We start from the raw sequence: 18,310 nt of genomic DNA on the forward strand, positions 1-18,310 counted from the left end.
GTGCCGGAAAAGTGACAGCGGCCGCCATTGTGCGGTGGCGTAGCCGGGATGCATGCTGTAAGCCCTATTTTCCTCACATTCCGATCGCTAGACGGGAGCGAGAAAATGGGACGACTCGTCCTCGCCGGAAGAGGCGCAACGGCCGGACGTGCCGGGGCGGCGCAAGGCCGGGCGGCAGGTCCGCCCGATGATATTATAAGCATAAGGCATCGGTAACTGGCTCATGATCAGACTGATTGGATATTTCTTCGGGATTGGCGCCGTCTTCTTCCTTGCCGTGGCAGGGGCGGTCGCGCTCTATCTCGGAAGTGTCACCAAGGATCTTCCCGATTATGAGGTCTTGAACAGCTATGCGCCGCCGGTGACGACGCGCGTGCACGCCGGCAACGGCGCGCTGATGGCCGAATATGCCCGCGAACGCCGCCTCTACCTGCCGATCCAGGCGATCCCGGACCGCGTGAAGGCCGCCTTCCTCTCCGCCGAGGACAAGAACTTCTACCAGCATCCCGGCGTCGACGTGACCGGCCTCTTCCGCGCCATCGTCGTCAACATCCAGAACATGGGCTCCGGCCGCCGCCCGGTGGGCGCCTCGACGATCACCCAGCAGGTCGCCAAGAACTTCCTGCTCTCCTCCGACCAGACGATCGACCGCAAGGTCAAGGAAGCGATCCTCTCCTTCCGCATCGAGCAGGCCTATTCCAAGGACCGCATCCTCGAGCTCTATCTCAACGAGATCTTCTTCGGTCTGAATTCCTACGGCATCGCCGGTGCGGCGCTGACCTATTTCGACAAGTCCGTCACCGAGCTGACGATCGCCGAGACCGCCTATCTCGCCGCCCTGCCGAAGGGGCCGTCGAACTACCATCCCTTCCGCCGCACCGAGGCCGCCATCGAGCGCCGCAACTGGGTCATCGACCGCATGGTCGAGAACGGCTACGTCACCCAGAGCGACGGCGCGGAAGCCAAGGCCCAGCCGCTCGGCGTGACGCCGCGCCACCGCGGCTCCTATCTCTTCGCCTCGGAGTTCTTCTCCGAGGAGGTCCGCCGCCAGATCATCGAGCGCTATGGCGACAACGCGCTCTACGAGGGCGGTCTTTCGGTGCGCACCTCGCTCGACCCGCGCATCCAGGTCGCCGCCCGCAGGGCCCTGCAGAAGGGCCTTCTCAATTATGACGAGCGCCGCGGCTTCCATGGCCCGATCAAGACCATCGAGATCGGCGGCGACTGGGGCGTGGAGCTCGCCAAGGTCGACTCGCTCTCCGACGTGCCGGAATGGAAGCTCGCCGTCGTGCTCGCCGTCGACGACGGCGGCGCCGATATCGGCCTTCAGCCGAGCAAGGAAGCCTCCGGCAAGGTGGTCGAGGAGCGCGTGACCGGCCGTATCGAGGCCAAGGCCATGACCTGGGCCTATCGTTCGGCCAAGGGCGACCGCAAGACGGCGAAATCGCCGGCCGGTGTCTTCACCGTGGGCGACGTCGTCTATGTCGAACCGCTGGAGGACGGCACCTATCGCCTGCGCCAGCCGCCGAAGGTGCAGGGCGGCCTCGTCGCCATGGACCCGCATACCGGCCGCGTGCTCGCGATGGTCGGCGGCTTTTCCTATGCGCAATCGGAATTCAACCGCGCCTCGCAGGCGATGCGCCAGCCGGGCTCCTCCTTCAAGCCCTTCGTCTACGCCGCCGCGCTCGACAACGGCTATACGCCGGCCTCCGTGATCATGGACGCGCCGATCGAGATCGTCGCCGGCGGCCAGGTCTGGCGCCCGCAGAACTATGGCGGGGGCGCTGCCGGCCCCTCGACGCTGCGCCTCGGCATCGAGCGCTCGCGCAACCTGATGACCGTGCGCCTTGCCAACGACATGGGCATGAACCTCGTTGCCGAATATGCCGAGCGTTTCGGCATCTACGACAAGATGTATCCGGTGCTCGCCATGTCGCTCGGCTCGGGCGAGACGACCGTGCTGCGCATGGTCTCGGCCTATTCGGTGCTCGCCAACGGCGGCAAGCAGATCAAGCCGTCGCTGATCGACCGCATCCAGGACCGCTACGGCAAGACGATCTTCCGCCATGAGGAGCGCACCTGCGAGAACTGCAACGCCAACGATTGGGAAAACCAGGAAGAGCCTGTCCTGACCGACAACCGCGAGCAGGTGCTCGACCCGATGACCGCCTACCAGATCACCTCGATGATGGAAGGCGTCGTCACGCGCGGCACGGCCGCCGGCAAGATCAAGCTCGACCGCCCGACCGCCGGCAAGACCGGCACGACGAACGACGAGAAGGACGCCTGGTTCGTCGGCTACACGCCGGACCTCGTCGCCGGCCTCTATATCGGCTTCGACAACCCGGCCCCGCTCGGCCGCGGCGCGACCGGCGGCTCGCTCTCCGCGCCGATCTTCAACGAGTTCATGCAGGCCGCGCTCGAGGGCACGCGCCCGACGAAGTTCATCGTGCCGGAGGGCATGCAGTTCATCGCCGTCAACCGCAAGACCGGCATGCAGGCCTCCGAAGGCCAGCCCGACACGATCATGGAAGCCTTCAAGCCCGGCACCGGCCCGGCCTCCGTCTTCTCGGTCATCGGCGGCGAGGACTATGCCAGCCCGGAGGAGATCCTGAGGAGCTCGCCGCAGGCCAACCAGGCGGTGACGGGCGGCAGCGGCGGCCTGTTCTGATCAAGGGATGATCGGGTTCTAGGGCGGGCGCGGGGCTTTACATCCGCGCCCGCCCTCTCTATTTCACGGCCACCGGAATAGCATCGAAGAAGAAGGCGGACATGCGCGCGGAAATCGAGAACGTCGTCGACGAAATCAAGCAGGCCATAAGCCTGCTGAGGAGGCATCTTTGACTGGGATCAGGCGCTGAGACGACTGGACTGGTTGAACAACAAGGCAGAGGATCCGACCCTCTGGAACGATGCCCAGGAAGCCCAGAAGCTGATGCGCGAGCGCCAGCAGCTGGACGAGGGCATCAATGGCGTCAAGGCCATCGAGCAGCAGCTCAAGGACAATGTCGAACTCATCGAGCTTGGTGAGGAAGAGGGCGACGCGGCGATCGTCAAGGAGGCCGAGGACGCCCTGAAGGCCGTCAAGGTCGAGGCCGCGCGCAAGCAGGTCGAGGCCATGCTGTCCGGCGAGGCGGACGCCAACGACACCTATCTCGAAGTGCATTCCGGCGCCGGCGGCACGGAAAGCCAGGACTGGGCGAACATGCTTCTGCGCATGTACACCCGCTGGGCGGAGCGCTCGGGCTACAAGGTGGAGCTGCTGGAAGTCCATGACGGCGAAGAGGCCGGCATCAAGTCCGCGACGATGCTCGTCAAGGGCCACAACGCCTATGGCTGGCTGAAGACCGAATCGGGCGTGCACCGCCTGGTGCGCATCTCGCCCTATGACAGCAATGCGCGCCGCCACACCTCGTTCTCGTCGATCTGGGTCTATCCGGTCGTCGACGAATCGATCGATATCGAGGTCAACGAAAGCGACTGCCGCATCGACACCTACCGCTCGTCGGGCGCCGGCGGCCAGCACGTCAACACGACCGATTCGGCCGTGCGCATCACGCATATCCCGACCGGCATCGTGGTCGCCTGCCAGCAGGAGCGTTCGCAGCACAAGAACCGCGCCAAGGCCTGGGACATGCTGCGCGCGCGCCTCTACGAAGCCGAGCTGAAGAAGCGCGAGGAAGCCGCCAACGCCGAAGCCGCCTCCAAGACGGATATCGGCTGGGGCCACCAGATCCGCTCCTACGTCCTCCAGCCCTACCAGCTGGTCAAGGACCTGCGGACAGGCGTCGAAAGCACGGCCCCCTCTGACGTGCTCGACGGCGAGCTCGACGAATTCATGGAAGCCGCACTCGCCCACCGCGTCAACGGCGGTGCCGATGCGGTCGTGGACGACCTGAACTGACGTCGGACGGCATTGAAACGGGAAACGGGCGCTTCGGCGCCCGTTGTCGTTCGATAGCCCCACAACCTCTCCTCGGGTCAAGCCCGAGGATGACGGAGGAGAGTGTGACGGGCGGTCGTTCTCAGTTCGTCGCCCGCTCGATCTTGATCTCGCCGAGATCGTCGATCAGCACCGTCCAGCCTTCCGGCTCGGCGGCCTTGGGATCGGTCTTCAGGTAGACCGTCGCGAACAGTCCCGGCTGCGTGGTGATGCCGGAGGAGTTTTCCGGCCTTATGTCCGTGACATAGGGCTTCATCGCCGAGAATTCGTCCAGCACCGTCGAGGAGGCGATCTTCGGGCCGTCGGCGGTCGCCTCGATCTGCTGGAGATGGACCTGTGCCGTGCCATCCGCCTGGCGCACGGCGATCAGCTTGTAGTAGCCGCGGCGGAGGGCGGCCGCCTCCTTCGTCTCGGCCGTATCCGGCTTGGCGGCGGCGTCTTCCTCCTCCGCCTCGACCGGTTCTTCCCAGAAGCCGGTGCTGACGACGAAGGTGATGGTTTCCGCAACCGGCGATTCGTCCGCGAGGGCGGGCTGCCCGGCGAGGAAAAGCAGGGTGAGGGCGGTGCCAAGGGCTGCATACCGCGTCATGGCGAAACTCCTGTCCCGAAGCCTGGGTAACAGTGTCAGTAATCGAATTGTTCGGCAAGAATCCGGTCGGACCAGGAATGGTCGGGATCGGAGAGGATGCGCGCCGAAAGCCCGGCCGATTCGGCAATGCGCACGGATGTCACCGATTTGACCTCGGTGTTGTCGGCCACCGCGTTGACCGGCCGCTTTTCCGCCTCCAGCACCTCGATCTCCACCGTCACCTTGTTCGGCAGCAGCGCGCCGCGCCAGCGCCGCGGCCGGAAGGCGCTGACGGGGGTGAGGGCGAGCAGCGGCGCCTCGAGCGGCAGGATCGGCCCGTGTGCGGAAAGATTGTAGGCCGTCGAGCCCGCCGGCGTCGCCAGCAGCAGGCCGTCGCAGATCAGCTCTTCCAGCCGAACCCGCCCGTCGACGCTGACGCGCAGCTTGGCCGCCTGGTAGGACTGGCGGAAGAGATAGACCTCGTTGATGGCGAGCGCCCGGCGCTCCTGGCCGCTGGCGTCGCCGGTGATCATCTCCAGCGGGCGGAAGGCGTTCTCAATCGCCCCGTCAATGCGGCCCGCCAGGTCCTTCGTGTCGTAGCGGTTCATCAGGAAGCCGATGGAGCCGCGGTTCATGCCGTAGACGCGCTTGCCGGTGTTCATCGTCGTGTGCAGCGTCTGCAGCATGAAGCCGTCGCCGCCGAGCGCGACGATGACGTCGGCCTCTTCCGGATCGGCATTGCCATAGATCGAAACCAGCTCGTTGCGCGCTTCCTGCGCTTCGGGCGCCTGTGAGGCGACGAAGGAAAGGGAATTGAAGGTACGCGCCATGCCGTCGATCCGCATCCTCTAAGCAAGCCCCGGACATCCTGCATCCAGGGCCGGTCTTTGTCGCACGCCTTTACGGCATGCGCATCTGAAAAATATGACAAGGACGGTGTGAGGGCATACGCCGCTCAGGCTTTCGCCGGCCCGGCGCGTTCTTCCAGTATCTTCAGCACGGCCTGTCCGCTGGCGGCCGCCTCCATCGGATTGGCGAACGGACCCTTCACCGGATAGGTGACGCCGCGGAAGGTGAGTGCGTAGAAGTATTTTCCGTCGATCCGCTTTTCGACCGTCACTTTCGAAACCGGTCCCTTGTCTTCCGCCACGTTCGTTCCTCCGCCATGGTTTTCGCATGATGGCCGGTCTTGCCCGGCGCCGCGAAACGGGAATGGGGGTGCCGGAGGCACCCCGTCGATCAACGCCTATAGGCCAGTCGGCCGGGAACGGCAATGTACCTCGCCGGTCGGCTCGCTTCGACGGCGGGAAGAAGGAAGGCGCATCGGCGATCCGGGCCGCGCCACAGCCGCCACGATGCCATCGGGCTGTAAGACAGCGGGGCGAAGACTCGATCAATGCGTTGGAAAGGAGATGGTGCCCCCACCAGGACTCGAACCCGGGACCCCCTGATTACAAATCAGGTGCTCTACCAACTGAGCTATAAGGGCACTCAGCGAGGGAGTTAGCACATTCTCCGCCGCTGTAAAGCGAAAAGGGCCTGTTCAGATCGACCAGTTGCTGTCGAGCGCGGTCCTGGGGGCGATTTCCTGGCAGCGCAGCATGGAGCGGGGAAGGTTTTCGGCGAGGTGGTCGATGAGGGCGCGGACGGCGGGCAGCATGCCGTGGCGCGAGGTGAAGACCGCATGCACGGTAGAGGTGGCTCGGTTTGTCTGAACAGCTTCGGGCGTTTCGCTAAGTGGATTTCCGCCTCGATTATGCCGCCACCATCATTGGTGTCAGCGCGTTGAAGTAGGCCTGATCCGGCGTCCGCCGGTCAAGGGATGAATGTGGGCGTCTGGTGTTGTAGAAGTTCAGATATCGGGCGATGCCAGCGCGTGCCTCGGACACAGTCTTGTAGGCATGGAGGTAGACTTCCTCGTATTTGATCGAACGCCAGAGCCGCTCGACGAAGACATTGTCTCGCCACGCACCCTTGCCATCCATCGAGATGGCAATCTGTGACCTCTTCAGCACGGCGGTGAAGTCGATGGAGGTGAACTGCGATCCCTGGTCGGTATTGAAGATTTCCGGCCTGCCATGACGGGCAAGTGCCTCCTCCACCGCCTCGATGCAGAAGGCTGCTTCCATCGTGATCGACAACCGCCATGACAAGACCTTCCGGCTGAACCAGTCCACGACGGCGCACAGATAGACAAATCCCCGCGCCATGGGGATGTAGGTCAGGTCCATTGCCCACACCTGATTGGGCCGGGTGACTGCCAGCTTTCGTAGGAGGTAGGGATAAATTTTGTGCCCTGGCGCTGGTTTCGAGGTGTTCGGGCGGCGGTAGATCGCCTCGATGCCCATCTTCTTCATCAGCGTGGCGACGTGTCGCCGCCCGGTCTCCAGACCTTCTCCTCTCAAGAGCCCTTGCAACATCCGACTTCCGGCAAAGGGGTAGTCGAGATGCAATTCGTCAATCCGGCGCATAAGGGCCAGATCGCCGTCAGACACCGGACGAGGCAGATAGTAGACGCTGCCACGGCTGAAGCCGAGAAGCTTCGCCTGGCGCACGACGGATAGCTTGTGCTCGCGGTCGATCATTTCTTTCCGCCCAGCAATCCCGCCTTGCCGAGCGCACCGGATAAAAAATCGTTCTCCAGTGTCAGTTCGCCGATTTTCGCGTGCAGCGTTTTGACATCGATGGTCGGACCCGACGGCTCCGCTTTCGTTTCATCGCCGAACACACCTGTCGCCCCCTCAAGGAGCTGGTCTTTCCATTGCTTGATCTGGTTGGCGTGCACATCGAACTGCTGGGACAACTCCACCAGCGTCTGCTCACCTCGGATGGCGGCAAGTGCCACCTTCGCCTTGAAAGCCGGGCTATGGTTCCGGCGCGGTCGTCTCGTCATGGTCTCTCCTGTTCCCGGCATCTAAGCCGAAGTCAGGCAGAAACTCCACTTATCCCCGCTGTGCAGATTTCCCGAGCCAGCTCTGGTCGATTCCGCGCTGGACCACTCCGGCAGGACCGGCGTCAGGTAGCCGCTGCGAAAGCCGCGCTCCACGATCATGTCCGGCAGCAGGGCGAGCCCGATGCCCTCGATCGTTGCGCGCTCCAGGACGCTGAAATCAGAACACAGCAACACCGGGGAGTGGGAGACGTCGTGCACGGCGCCGTTCTGGTGGAAGAGTGTCCAGATCACGCGCGGATTGTTCTCCTGCATGGAGAGCGTGGGCAGGCGGCCGATCGTCTCGAGATCGACCGGGCCGTACCGTTCGAGAAAACGCGGGCTTGCCGCGAGATAGCGCCGCGTGCCGGCGAAGCGGCGCACGACCAGCGACTGGTCCGTGTCGTAGCCGTCGCGCACGCGCAGCGCGATGTCGATCCGCTCCTCGATGAGGTCGACCGGGCGGCCGGTGGTGAGGATGGAGAGGCGGACGTCGGGATAACGTTTCATGAAGCCCGGCAGCACGTCTGCGATCATCGGCGCAAAGCCCGGCGGCATCGACAGCCGCACGGTGCCTGCCGGCTCCGCCTTGGCGACCGCCACGACGGCCTCCGCCGCCTCGACGCCGGAGAGCACCGCCTCGCAGCGCTCGTAGAAGGACTGGCCGATGTCGGTGACGGCGAGCTTGCGGGTGGAGCGCTCGATGAGGCGCACGCCGAGCTGCTCCTCCAGCGCGGCGACGCGCTTGCTGATCTTCGATTTCGGCACGGACAGCGCATTCGCCGCCGCGGTAAAACCCTTGTGCCGCACCACGGCGGCGTAAAGCGCGAGATCGTTCAGGTCCTGCATGGGATGTCTCCGGGTATTTTGCGAATTATTGTTTCTCTCCGGAAACAGTCAATTGGATTTTTGCCGTCTAATCGCGTGATTGTTTTCACAGCATATGTGTTGCACCCAACCGAAACAAAGGTGCAGCCCCATGAACATCCTCCATGTCGATTCCGGCATTCTCGGCGATCACTCCGTCTCCCGTCGCCTGACGGCCGCCGTCGCCGCCCAGATCAAGGCCGAGCAGCCGGCCGCCACCATCACCTATCGCGACCTCGTCGCCAACCCGCTGCCGCATCTGTCCGGCGCCCATCTGATGGCGGCCAATGCGAAGCCGGAAGAGGTGCATGCCCAGATCGCCGCGGAGGTCGCCGAAAGCAAGGTCGTGCTCGACGAGTTCCTGGCCGCCGATACGATCATTCTCGGCGTGCCGATGTACAATTTCTCCCTGCCGAGCCAGCTCAAGGCCTGGATCGACCGCGTCGCCGTCGCCGGCAAGACCTTCCGCTACACCGCCGAAGGCCCCGAGGGCCTCGCCAAGGGCAAGAAGGTCATCATCGTCTCCACCCGCGGCGGCCATTATTCCGCCGGTCCGGCGTCCGCCATGGACCATCAGGAAAGCTACCTGAAGGTCGTGCTCGGTTTCTTCGGCATCACGGATGTGGAGCTGGTGCGCGCCGAGGGCCTGAACCTCAGCCCCGATTCGAAGATCGAGGCGATTTCCGAGGCCGAGCGCACCATTTCCGATCGCGGAGCGCTGAAGCGCGCCAGCTGAGGCCGTCCGCCGACATGCAAAGGCCCGCCGGTTCCGCATCGGCGGGCCTTTCGTTTGCGAGGTGTAATTTCAGCGCGAGAGATGCCGCTGCGTGGCGTAGAGCGCGATCGCGGCGGCGTTCGAGACGTTGAGCGACTTGATCGTGCCGGGCATGTCGAGCCGGGCGAGCGACTTGCAGGTGGCGCGTGTCTTCTGTCGCAGGCCCTTGCCCTCCGCTCCCATGACGAGCGCGATGCGTTCGCCGGACAGGGTGCCCTCCAGCGGCTCCGGGCCTTCCGAATCAAGGCCGATCGTCAGGAAGCCAAGCTTGTGCAGCTCGTCCAGCGCATCGGCGAGGTTGGTCACCTGGATATAGGGAATGAGCTCCAGCGCCCCGGAGGCGGTTTTGGCGAGCACGCCCGATTCGGTCGGCGAATGGCGCTGCGTGGTGATGACGGCACCGGCATTGAAGGCGACGGCCGAGCGCATGATGGCGCCGACATTGTGCGGGTCCGTCACCTGGTCGAGCACGAGCAGCAGCGGGCTGTCCTTCAGCGCCTCCAGGCGGCGCATCGGCAGGGGGCGCGTTTCCAGCATCACGCCCTGGTGGATCGCCTCGGGGCCGAGCACCTTGTCGAGGTCGGAGGGCAGCACGGTCTCGACCGGATAGGGCAGGGTCGAAAGCTCGGGCAGCTGCAGCCGCTGTGCGGCGTTCTGGCTCACCGAAAGCTTGATGATCTGCCGCTCCGGATTGTCTAGGGCCGCGCGCACCGTGTGCAGGCCATAGAGATGGACCTGGTCGGGAGCGAGAGCCGGCGCCTTCCAGCCTTCCGCCTGCCTGCGGCGGCGGTCGTCCCTGGGTGTCGGAATCTCGCCGCGTTCGCGCCGCTGGTCGCGGTGCGCCCGGCGCAGCTTGGCGTAATGGGTGTCTTTTGCGGACTTGCCGCCGGTATCGTCTTTGCTCATGCCGGCCTTATAGACCATCTGGCGCCCCAGTGTGCAGCGGTTTATGTGCGCGGCGTGCGAAAAATAGCGAACAAGGGCAGGGGGATTCCGAACGCGCGGACGGCCTCTTCCGGATGCCGGATGGGGACGATGACGTTTTTCGCAATTTTTTCCATGGCCTTGTGTTGACAGGACGATTTGTGCCCGTCATATACGCCGCCAGATCGAAGGCGCCGCCGAAAAGGCACTGCCCGCCGGTCGACACTGGTCGCTTGATCCCGACGGAATATGGAGGGATGCCCGAGTGGTTAAAGGGGACGGACTGTAAATCCGTTGGCTCAGCCTACGTTGGTTCAAATCCAACTCCCTCCACCATTCTGTCGCACGGATCATGACCCCGCGGGTATAGCTCAATGGTAGAGCAGCAGCCTTCCAAGCTGAATACGCGGGTTCGATTCCCGCTACCCGCTCCATCTTGGCTTCCGCTGAATTCCAGTGAGTTCTGCAAGCCGTTGAAACTGGAAGGATAATCGCTTTTCGCTAATCCAGCATCATCCACCGAAAACCACCCACAGCCACCCCAAAATGGTACATTAAACGGTACATCAAAGCGGGCGCTGACGGTTCCGGATTGATTCTGGCGGCATGAGGCGAGCGAGCCAAAAATCCCGGCCCTGACTAAACATCAGGAGCAGGAACATGGCACTTACCGATCTGAAGATCCGACAGGCGAAGACCCTTGGCAAGGACTACACGCTCAACGATTCGGACGGTCTTTCGCTGTTCGTCGCGACGAACGGCGTGAAATCTTGGCACTACCGCTATGTCTGGGCGGAGCGGCGCCGCCGCATTTCGTTTGGAACTTATCCCGAACTCAGCCTTCAGCAGGCGCGCGCTCTTCGCGATGGAGCCAATGCGGTGCTTGCCGCAGGAACCGATCCACAGGCTTACCGAGAGCAGAAGAAGCGAGCACGCGCTGACGCCGACGAAAACACCTTCCGCGTGGTCTACAAAAAGTGGTTCCAGCGACGGGCGCTTTCCCTCAAGGAGGGGCGTCAGACGACACTGACACAGATCAGGCGCGTCTTCGCCAAGGATGTCCTGCCGAAGCTTGGCAAGCGGCCGATCCTCGAGATCAGGCGGCATGATCTGCTCGCCGTTGTCGACCGCATCGAGCGGCGGGGAGCCTTCTCGGTGGCGGACAAGGTGCGGACCTGGCTGCGCCAGATGTTCCGCTTCGCGCTTGTCGTGGTGCCGGACATGGAAAATAATCCGGCATCCGACCTGGATGCGATTGCGGCTCCGCTGCCACCGGTGCGGCACAATCCCTATCTCTTGATGGATGAATTGCCTTCCTTCCTTCGGCTGCTGCGAAACTATCCCGGCGTGCTACAAACCCAGTTGGGCCTCCGGCTTCTTCTTCTGACCGGAGTACGCACTGGAGAGGTTCGGCTTGCGACGCCTGATCAGTTCCATCTCGACAAGGGGCTGTGGATCATCCCGCCGGAGATCGTCAAGCAGTTGCAGCTTGAAATGCGTAAGCGTCGGAAGCGTCCGCGCGACGTTCCGCCCTACATCGTGCCATTGTCGGTTCAGGCCGTCGAAGTCGTCCGCCATATGCTCACGCTTGTCGCTCCCACACAGCGCTTCCTGTTTCCACACGCTTACGATCCGAAAAAACAGATGAGCGAGAATACGCTCAACGCAGCGCTCAAGCGCCTTGGCTACAAAGATCGGCTCACCGGACACGGTATCCGGGCAACGATTTCAACCGCGCTCAACGAAATCGGATATCCGAAAATCTGGGTCGATGCGCAATTGTCGCATGCCGATCCGGACAAGGTCAGTTCTGCTTACAATCACGCCGAATATGTCGAGCCGCGTCGGCGTATGATGCAGGACTGGGCGGATCGGCTGGATCTGTTTGAGCATGGTAAGGTGGAGAAGGGCAGCCTGCGGTTGCCGGGTGCGGCAGTGGGGCTTCCCTTTGCATTCGCAGAGCAGTCCGGGGGCGTTTTATCTCACTCGGCAACGGAACCCGCGGCTTGGGCGGGAGAGACCGGAGATGACGGGTTCGCAATCGTGAAGGCCCGGATAACGCGCCTGCCTGCGGTGACCGCCCGCCCCAGTATCGCGGACGCTGTCACGGACGCTCAGCGTGAACGGCTGGAGATGCTGGAATTATTCAACTCGCCTTGCAATCTGTCGGTGGTAGATTTCGCGAAAGCCGTCGGCAAGTCGAGGCAGTCGGTCAATTACGACGTTCGCACTGGCAAGCTACTGGCCCTGACTGTTGGAAATCTCGGCCGCCGAATTCCCGATTGGCATCTTGATCCGCTCAAGGACAGGTTCATCCGTGCGGTTTTGATGCATGGTTGGGACAAGGACGGCTGGCAGATCTATCGCTTGCTGAAGCATCCCTATGGCCGACTGAAAGGACGCTCGCCGATCGATGCGGTAGTCGGAGAGAATTTTCATGACATTCTCATGGCCGTTTGCCTTGCCATGAAAGAGAAAGGCGGGCGTGCGTTGCGTCGAAGCGCCTGATCGCTGTCGGATGATGCGCGGGGGCTTTGGCTCTCTCTACGAGTTGCATTATATGAACCGCGAAATAGCGCCGAGGTGTACCGTCTCGGGGTGGCCAGACCCGGTAGTATCTATGTTGGAAGGTTTGGGTGTGGTGACGGTCGGTGGCAACGCTGCCATTATAAGAGTAGCAGCGGATCATCGATGCGGGTGGCATCGATTTCCATGCGCATCTGTCTGAGATCCGTCCCGCCGGGGATCGCGGTGACGGCCGCGCCGATGATTGCCCACGAGATCGAATGCGAGAAATGCCGCTAGATCGGCACCTTGGCCGATTGGCTATTGGAAGATGGACGGCCGACAATCACGGCAGCAAATCTGAAAGTGCTTAAGACCGCGCTCGAAAAGGCCGGCGTCGAATTCATTCCCTAGAGTAGCGGCGGTGTGGCCGTTCGTTAAGAAGCCTGCCGAGTGACGCAGAAGAGCCTTTGCTCTCCTTTTCCGTTTCTGGATAGGACCATTTCCCTTGATGCCCTTCCTTTAGCCCTTCGCTTTCAAACCCTTCTCCGCCTTCTTGGCATGGCCCAGTTCGCCAGCAACATGCTTCGACTGCCGCAGGCGCGAACGTTACGGTTCAGGGCTATTTGAATGCTGTGACAGCTTACGCACGATCCGGAACCTCTGCCCGACCTCAATGAAGGCTGGCGCAGTGCTGCCCGCTTATTCCGGCGCAGACTTAACAGATTCAGATGGGGATTTATCCCGCCGGCGGACTCGCGTTGTCCATTCCGCTTTCGCTGCTCGATCAGCTTTCCTAGCCGGGCGAGCTTCCGTCCCAGATCATTGTCGCCGACAACGAACAAGGCCAGTTCCTCGAGGGTGACCGAAAACCTCTTCTCGTTGGCGCGAGGAGAGGTTTTTCGTTATGCCCTTATGTCTGAGCGTTTCCTCGATTTCCTTGCTTGAGTGGCCAGCCTGGCGAGGCCGGCCTATTCTCTGCAGCCATCATCGTCCGAGATAGACGAACGTGATCTGGATGCGCTCGTGGCCCAGCTCCCGGCTGATCTGTTGGCGGGCCTCATAATCGACGAGGCGCTGCTCCGGTGTCAGTTGCCGGATGGCCGGGCCACCGGCTGCCGGCGGCTTCCATCCGGTCAAGACTTCGTAGCGCTGCTGGGCGTAGCGATGGCGCAGCCCATGCATGTGGCTGAGGCCGGCTGCCTTGCATTGTCCGTCATAGACATGGCGCTGCTGGATGTAGGTCAGGTGCGCCGGGATCAGTGAGCCGGCCCCGACAAGAACATGGGCATGGTCCAGTATCACCCGCTGCTCGACTGTGGTGATCGGAACCGTCCGCTCCCGTCCGCCCTTGGTCCATGAACCCTTCAGCGCGATATGATCGCCGCGATCGGCATAACGCGGCTGGAACTTGATGCTTTCCTCCCGGCGCAGGCCAAACGCCTGCTGCAATTGAAGGCTCATGCGGACATGGGCATCGGTGACGCGCTCCAGCCGGGTGCCGAGCTCGGCCGCCTTGTTCTCGTTCGTCGCGTACCTACGCTGCGGAATACCGAGCTTTGCATTGTCGGCGGGAATGAGACCGGGCTTGCCGATCTTCTCCGCCCACCAGCGCAGGTGCGAAACCCGGTTTTTCATGGTGCCGGCTGAAAGCCCTTCCTCCTGCCAGCGGCCCACAAGCGCGTCGACATGCCGGCCTTTGAGGGAGGTGGCGCGCATCTGCCGGAAACCAGCTTCGCTCAACTGGCGGGCGGCCAGCGTCAGCGAGTGCATCCGGTCGGCCTGCGTCGCATGGCTGCCGTCGCGATTGCGCCGGCACAGTTGCTTCAGGGTAAAGGTGAGATTGTCCATCTGCTTCAGCCAAAAAGTTCGAATTGCGTGAAGGATCGTCGTTCCGGGTGGAGTCTTGGGTCAGTGTTGATGCCAACCCGCGTGGAAGCGGGATGCCCGCAAGGGCCAGGGGCAGGTGCCCGGATCACCGGTAGTGCCTCGTTCGCGTGAGGCTTCCGCGCTGCTTCCTGTGGGAAGGTCAGCGGCGGGCGATGCATTAGGATCAGGATGTGTCGGACATGGATGAAGCTCCTGTGGTTGGACAAGACGACTGCTGCAGGCGAAAGGCCCGCTGCGGAGGGATGACGGAACGGTGGATGGTTGAAGGACGCGCGCTATCGCACGGCCGTGGAACGACCGACAGGCGAAGCCGGTGATGAGCAAGGCTCTCCCCGCTGGAGCAGGGACGACGCGCGAGATGAGCCTGGGCGCGTCTGGGAATGCCGGCTGGGTACGGCTAGTGCAGTGGGACTAACCGGCGCGGGATCGCTGCGCCAGGCTCCGGTGTTCGACACCCGCCGGAAGGTGACTGCGCCAACACCATGACGGATCATCGTCACGGCTGCTGCAAACAATGCGGTCGTCATCCGTACCTTATTCTGCGGCAGGTCACTCTGTCGTCACTGCGGTAATTCCGCTGTGACGCCAGCAATTTCTTCTTCGGAGGCCGTTGTCACCCTGCCGCAGATACCTGGCTGGGCCTTGCCGCGAGCCAAGCGAGCTGGATGCTGCCTTCGCAGCCGGCATTGCTTTGAAATAGATGGATGATCTCGATTCCGCCGAAACTGTGTGGGCCGGTTGTTGGCGATCGCGCCAAGCCCTGAAATGTGCCACCACTGCCGTTCGGCTGTTGGTCTGCAACGAGGAAGAAGCGGGACTGCGCGACGCCGTTCTGCTGACCGCTGTTGGCGACGATCCTGGCCCGGCGGGCGGGGTGTTTTTGGCCTACAAAAGGCTCGCCACGCGAAAACCTGCGTTTTCCTCGAAAGCGGTGGCCGAACTTGCCGATCTTCTGGGGCTTCACTTGGGACGGCCGGCTTGCCTTGGCGGTCGCTCACGTCGACGATGCGCTCCAGTCCGCCCGCTCACCCCGTTCGCCGCCGCGCTGGTGACGGTGATCCATGCCGGCCGGCCGGATGCCGAACCGCTCGCCTGGATGCCCGCCGACATGTTGGTCGCGGTTAGGCTGAAATGGACCCATCTCGTACCGCTGCCGATGGCCGAGCGGCCCGGCCTTCCGCCCGCTCGGCGGTCGCGGCCGTGTGCGCCCAGGCGCCCCCGTCTTCCCGCGCGCCGTCTGCCTCGCGCTGGTCGAGGGGGGCGGGTACGGCGCTGCGCGCCGCCGGAAGATCGCCCGGCGCGCTGACATGCTGCCTGCCGCGGCGTCGAAGGTGCGCACCAAGGGGGCAGGGGCCGCCACCCGCCTGTTCGAGCGGCTGGAGGGGTTTGGCGCCGTGCGGGAACTCTTTGGCCGGCCGTCTTTTCGGATTTACGGGGTGTGACGATGAGCGGATCGGATACAGCCAAAGCGCCACGCAGCAAAGCACAGGCGCCTCGGACGAATGACGCGAGCGAACGCTTGGTTGATCGGGAATTGGCGGATCTGCCGCCGGCGCTGCGCGAATGGAAGGGCGTGACAAATTACGTGTGGCGAAGCTACGTCTTCTCCCACCTGAAAACCAAGCCATAAGTTAGGATATTCAGTAACATAAACTGTATTGCCAGCGGATATACGGGTTCGATTTCCTTCAACGCCTTTACAAGTTCTCTCCGGTTGAAATCCTTTTCGGCGGCTCCAAACATCAGGCTTCTCATGGAGAATTCGCTGGTGGCGCTGGAACACTATTCCCAGCTGAAGACGGCCTATGTGCCGATGGACAAGTCGAGGCGCCGTATTGAACAAACGGGGGGAGGAGACGCAGCGTCCTTCTTTGCGCAGAACGCCACAGCATCCAGTCCATTTTGACCATTGTGACGCAGTCCGAACTTTACTCGGCCTTGGTCAAGGCCGCGTATTCGGCTGCAAGATAATCCATGAGCGTGCGCACCGAGGGCAGCAGCCCGCGGCGGGAAGGGAAGGCGGCATGGATAATGCCGTTGCGCGGCGCCCATTGCGGCAGGATGTCGACGAGCCGCCCGGCCGCCAGGTCCTCCTGCACGACCATGGTCGGAAACTGGCAGACGCCGATGCCGGAAAGCGCGGCCTGGCGGAGCGCCACCATGTCCTCCGTCACCAGCCGGGGATCGTGCGGCACGGTTGCCGTCGCGCCCTGCGGCCCTTCCAGCCGCCATTCGTGCCTGCCGGCAGGCGGCCCCCAGGAAAGGCTCGGCATGGCCGTCAGGTCTGCCGGAACGAGCGGCCGGGAGAAGCATCCCTCCACCAGGCCGGGGCTAGCGACCAGTCTCTGGGTGCTCTCGGCGAATTTGCGCACCACGAGGTCGCTGTCGACGAGCGGGGGAAAGCGCACGCGGATGGCGACGTCGAACCCCTCCTTGATGACATCGACACGCCGGTTCGTGCTCTCGAGGTGGATATGGACCTGGGGGTGCCTGGCCATGAAGCGCGCGATCATCTCGCCCACCTGGAAATAGATGACGGAGGACGGGCAGCTGACCTTCACGGTGCCGCGCGGCTCCGCGCGCATGCGCTCGATCACCTCCTGCGCGGCCTCCGCCTCCACGACCATCGCGAGGCAATGGCGATAGAATTCCTGGCCAATCTCGGTCACCGTGAACTGCCGCGTGGAGCGCTGCACGAGGCGGACGCCGAGGCTTTTCTCCAGAAGGCCGATGCGGCGGCTGAGCCGCGAACGCGGCATGCCGAGCTTGCGAGCGGCAGCGGAAAAGCCGTTCTGCTCGATCACGTCGACGAAGAAACGGAAGTCATTGAGATCCTGCATCGGGGCTCCATTGTCCTGAATTCAGGACATTCTAGCACGATATTGCCGTCTACTGCCAGATTTGGTGCAGCCGTATATTGATCTCAACAGATTGCCCAACGCAAAGCCCCAAGGAGCACACCCCATGAGAAAGATTCTCGGCATCTACAGCAGCCCCGCGCAGCACTGGGTCGGTAATGGTTTTCCGGTTCGTTCGATGCTGTCCTATGAAACGTTCGGCGAACATGTCAGCCCGTTCCTGCATCTCGACCATGCCGGTCCAGCGGCCTTTTCGCCGACCAACGAGCCGCGCGGCGTCGGCGCCCATCCGCACCGCGGTTTCGAGACCGTGACTCTCGTCTATGAGGGCGAGGTCGAGCACCGCGACTCGACCGGAGCGGGCGGCGTCATCGGCCCGGGCGACGTGCAGTGGATGACGGCCGCCGCCGGCATCCTGCACGAGGAGTTCCATTCGCCGGCCTTCACCCGCCGGGGCGGTACGCTCGACATGGTCCAGCTCTGGGTCAACCTGCCGGCAAAGGACAAGAACGCGGCACCCGGCTACCAGTCGCTGTCCGACCGCGACATCCCGGCCGTCGCGCTTGCCGGCGAGGCCGGCCGCCTGCGGGTGATCGCCGGCGACTATAAAGGCCACAAGGGCCCGGCCCGCACCTTCTCGCCGATCGACCTCTGGGACCTCAGGCTGAACCAGGGCAAGGACGTTTCGCTCGATCTGCCCGAAGGGCACACGGCCGGGTTCGTCGTCCTGCGCGGCTCCGTTCTGGTGAACGGCACGTCCTCGGCCCGCGGCGGCCAGTTCGTATTGCTCGACCGTACAGGCGGCGCCTTCAGCCTTGAGGCCGAGAGCGACGCGACGGTTCTGGTGCTGAGCGGTACGCCGCTCGGCGAGCCGGTCGCCATGCGCGGCCCCTTCGTCATGACCACGCCGGAAGAATTGCAGCAGGCCTTTGCAGACTTTCGCGCCGGCAGGTTCGGCACGATCGCCGCCTGACCTTCAAGCTTGTCCTCGGCGGCTCTCCTCCGAGGCAGACCGGGCCGGAAATGCTTCCGGCCCCTCCCTTCAACCTGC

The 18,310-nt window shown here is 63.3% G+C and carries 13 protein-coding genes, 3 tRNA genes and 2 pseudogenes; 8 read left to right on the forward strand and 10 right to left on the reverse strand.

Translation table 11 applies throughout. From position 1 onward, the window contains the following. The first annotated feature begins 223 nt into the window (after positions 1-223). Positions 224-2,671, forward strand: a complete 2,448-nt coding sequence (locus tag AABQ55_RS11785) for a penicillin-binding protein 1A (protein ID WP_244765773.1) — start codon at positions 224-226, stop codon at positions 2,669-2,671. 101 nt (positions 2,672-2,772) lie between these two features. Continuing rightward, a protein-coding gene (gene prfB, locus AABQ55_RS11790) for a peptide chain release factor 2 (protein WP_272805136.1) occupies positions 2,773-3,904 on the forward strand; the annotation gives its coding sequence in 2 pieces (ribosomal slippage) (positions 2,773-2,841 and positions 2,843-3,904; 1,131 coding nt in all). A 121-nt stretch (positions 3,905-4,025) separates the two neighbouring features. Here the strand turns inward: prfB and AABQ55_RS11795 are convergent. The 7 genes and pseudogenes from AABQ55_RS11795 to AABQ55_RS11825 all read right to left on the reverse strand — a co-directional run bounded on the left by AABQ55_RS11795 (position 4,026) and on the right by AABQ55_RS11825 (position 8,289). Further along, positions 4,026-4,532, reverse strand: a complete 507-nt coding sequence (locus AABQ55_RS11795) for a hypothetical protein (RefSeq protein ID WP_272805137.1) — start codon at positions 4,530-4,532, stop codon at positions 4,026-4,028. Positions 4,533-4,567: 35 nt separating this feature from the next. Then, positions 4,568-5,341, reverse strand: a complete 774-nt coding sequence (locus tag AABQ55_RS11800; RefSeq protein ID WP_272805138.1) for an NAD kinase — start codon at positions 5,339-5,341, stop codon at positions 4,568-4,570. A 125-nt stretch (positions 5,342-5,466) separates the two neighbouring features. Then, entirely contained in the window at positions 5,467-5,661 is a 195-nt protein-coding gene (locus tag AABQ55_RS11805; RefSeq protein WP_244765769.1) for a hypothetical protein, read from the reverse strand. A gap of 263 nt (positions 5,662-5,924) precedes the next feature. Beyond that, positions 5,925-6,000, reverse strand: a tRNA-Thr gene (locus tag AABQ55_RS11810). A 54-nt stretch (positions 6,001-6,054) separates the two neighbouring features. Beyond that, positions 6,055-6,201: pseudogene (locus tag AABQ55_RS11815) on the reverse strand (hypothetical protein); the annotation flags it as partial. 64 nt (positions 6,202-6,265) lie between these two features. Beyond that, positions 6,266-7,404, reverse strand: a protein-coding gene (locus AABQ55_RS11820) for an IS3 family transposase (protein ID WP_168168997.1) whose coding sequence is annotated in 2 segments (ribosomal slippage) — positions 6,266-7,146 and positions 7,146-7,404 — 1,140 coding nt in all. Because the reading frame shifts where the segments join, the coding sequence is not laid out codon by codon here. 21 nt (positions 7,405-7,425) lie between these two features. Next, a complete protein-coding gene (locus AABQ55_RS11825; protein ID WP_272805139.1) occupies positions 7,426-8,289 on the reverse strand; it encodes a LysR family transcriptional regulator in 864 nt (287 codons plus the stop codon). A gap of 130 nt (positions 8,290-8,419) precedes the next feature. Here AABQ55_RS11825 and AABQ55_RS11830 point away from each other — a divergent pair, with 130 nt between their 5' ends. Continuing rightward, positions 8,420-9,043 (forward strand): FMN-dependent NADH-azoreductase, encoded by a 624-nt coding sequence (locus AABQ55_RS11830; RefSeq protein ID WP_244765767.1) that lies wholly within the window; start codon positions 8,420-8,422, stop codon positions 9,041-9,043. A 69-nt stretch (positions 9,044-9,112) separates the two neighbouring features. Here the strand turns inward: AABQ55_RS11830 and rlmB are convergent, their stop codons facing one another. After that, entirely contained in the window at positions 9,113-9,988 is an 876-nt protein-coding gene (rlmB, locus tag AABQ55_RS11835) for a 23S rRNA (guanosine(2251)-2'-O)-methyltransferase RlmB (protein WP_272805140.1), read from the reverse strand. A 269-nt stretch (positions 9,989-10,257) separates the two neighbouring features. On the opposite strand from rlmB, the gene AABQ55_RS11840 reads away from it, so the two are divergent. The 3 genes from AABQ55_RS11840 (at position 10,258) to AABQ55_RS11850 (ending at position 12,514) form a co-directional block, all read left to right on the forward strand. Further along, positions 10,258-10,342: transfer RNA gene (locus tag AABQ55_RS11840), tRNA-Tyr, on the forward strand. A gap of 24 nt (positions 10,343-10,366) precedes the next feature. Then, a tRNA-Gly gene (locus tag AABQ55_RS11845) sits at positions 10,367-10,440 on the forward strand. A gap of 226 nt (positions 10,441-10,666) precedes the next feature. Continuing rightward, positions 10,667-12,514, forward strand: coding sequence for a tyrosine-type recombinase/integrase (locus AABQ55_RS11850; RefSeq protein WP_272805141.1), 1,848 nt, complete (start codon positions 10,667-10,669; stop codon positions 12,512-12,514). A gap of 984 nt (positions 12,515-13,498) precedes the next feature. Here AABQ55_RS11850 and AABQ55_RS11860 read toward each other — a convergent pair. After that, entirely contained in the window at positions 13,499-14,362 is an 864-nt protein-coding gene (locus AABQ55_RS11860) for a phage integrase N-terminal domain-containing protein (protein WP_272805142.1), read from the reverse strand. Positions 14,363-15,101: 739 nt separating this feature from the next. On the opposite strand from AABQ55_RS11860, the pseudogene AABQ55_RS11865 reads away from it, so the two are divergent. After that, a pseudogene (locus AABQ55_RS11865) lies at positions 15,102-15,843 on the forward strand (DUF1403 family protein). A 486-nt stretch (positions 15,844-16,329) separates the two neighbouring features. Here AABQ55_RS11865 and AABQ55_RS11870 read toward each other — a convergent pair. Next, entirely contained in the window at positions 16,330-17,241 is a 912-nt protein-coding gene (locus AABQ55_RS11870) for a LysR family transcriptional regulator (RefSeq protein ID WP_272805145.1), read from the reverse strand. A 124-nt stretch (positions 17,242-17,365) separates the two neighbouring features. Between AABQ55_RS11870 and AABQ55_RS11875 the strand changes: the two genes are divergently transcribed. Next, on the forward strand, positions 17,366-18,232 hold the full coding sequence (locus AABQ55_RS11875) for a pirin family protein (protein WP_272805146.1): 867 nt from the start codon (positions 17,366-17,368) through the stop codon (positions 18,230-18,232). The last annotated feature ends 78 nt before the right edge of the window (positions 18,233-18,310 follow it).

It is taken from the genome of Shinella sp. WSD5-1 (assembly GCF_963942435.1).
GTDB lineage: Bacteria > Pseudomonadota > Alphaproteobacteria > Rhizobiales > Rhizobiaceae > Shinella > Shinella yambaruensis.

Excerpts from the sequence above, each read along its gene's own strand:
- AABQ55_RS11785 (WP_244765773.1), top strand. The coding sequence starts at position 224 with ATGATCAGACTGATTGGATATTTCTTCGGGATTGGCGCCGTCTTCTTC.
- AABQ55_RS11795 (WP_272805137.1), bottom strand. The coding sequence starts at position 4,532 with ATGACGCGGTATGCAGCCCTTGGCACCGCCCTCACCCTGCTTTTCCTC.
- AABQ55_RS11800 (WP_272805138.1), bottom strand. The coding sequence starts at position 5,341 with ATGGCGCGTACCTTCAATTCCCTTTCCTTCGTCGCCTCACAGGCGCCC.
- AABQ55_RS11825 (WP_272805139.1), bottom strand. The coding sequence starts at position 8,289 with ATGCAGGACCTGAACGATCTCGCGCTTTACGCCGCCGTGGTGCGGCAC.
- AABQ55_RS11830 (WP_244765767.1), top strand. The coding sequence starts at position 8,420 with ATGAACATCCTCCATGTCGATTCCGGCATTCTCGGCGATCACTCCGTC.
- rlmB (WP_272805140.1), bottom strand. The coding sequence starts at position 9,988 with ATGAGCAAAGACGATACCGGCGGCAAGTCCGCAAAAGACACCCATTAC.
- AABQ55_RS11850 (WP_272805141.1), top strand. The coding sequence starts at position 10,667 with ATGGCACTTACCGATCTGAAGATCCGACAGGCGAAGACCCTTGGCAAG.
- AABQ55_RS11860 (WP_272805142.1), bottom strand. The coding sequence starts at position 14,362 with ATGGACAATCTCACCTTTACCCTGAAGCAACTGTGCCGGCGCAATCGC.
- AABQ55_RS11870 (WP_272805145.1), bottom strand. The coding sequence starts at position 17,241 with ATGCAGGATCTCAATGACTTCCGTTTCTTCGTCGACGTGATCGAGCAG.
- AABQ55_RS11875 (WP_272805146.1), top strand. The coding sequence starts at position 17,366 with ATGAGAAAGATTCTCGGCATCTACAGCAGCCCCGCGCAGCACTGGGTC.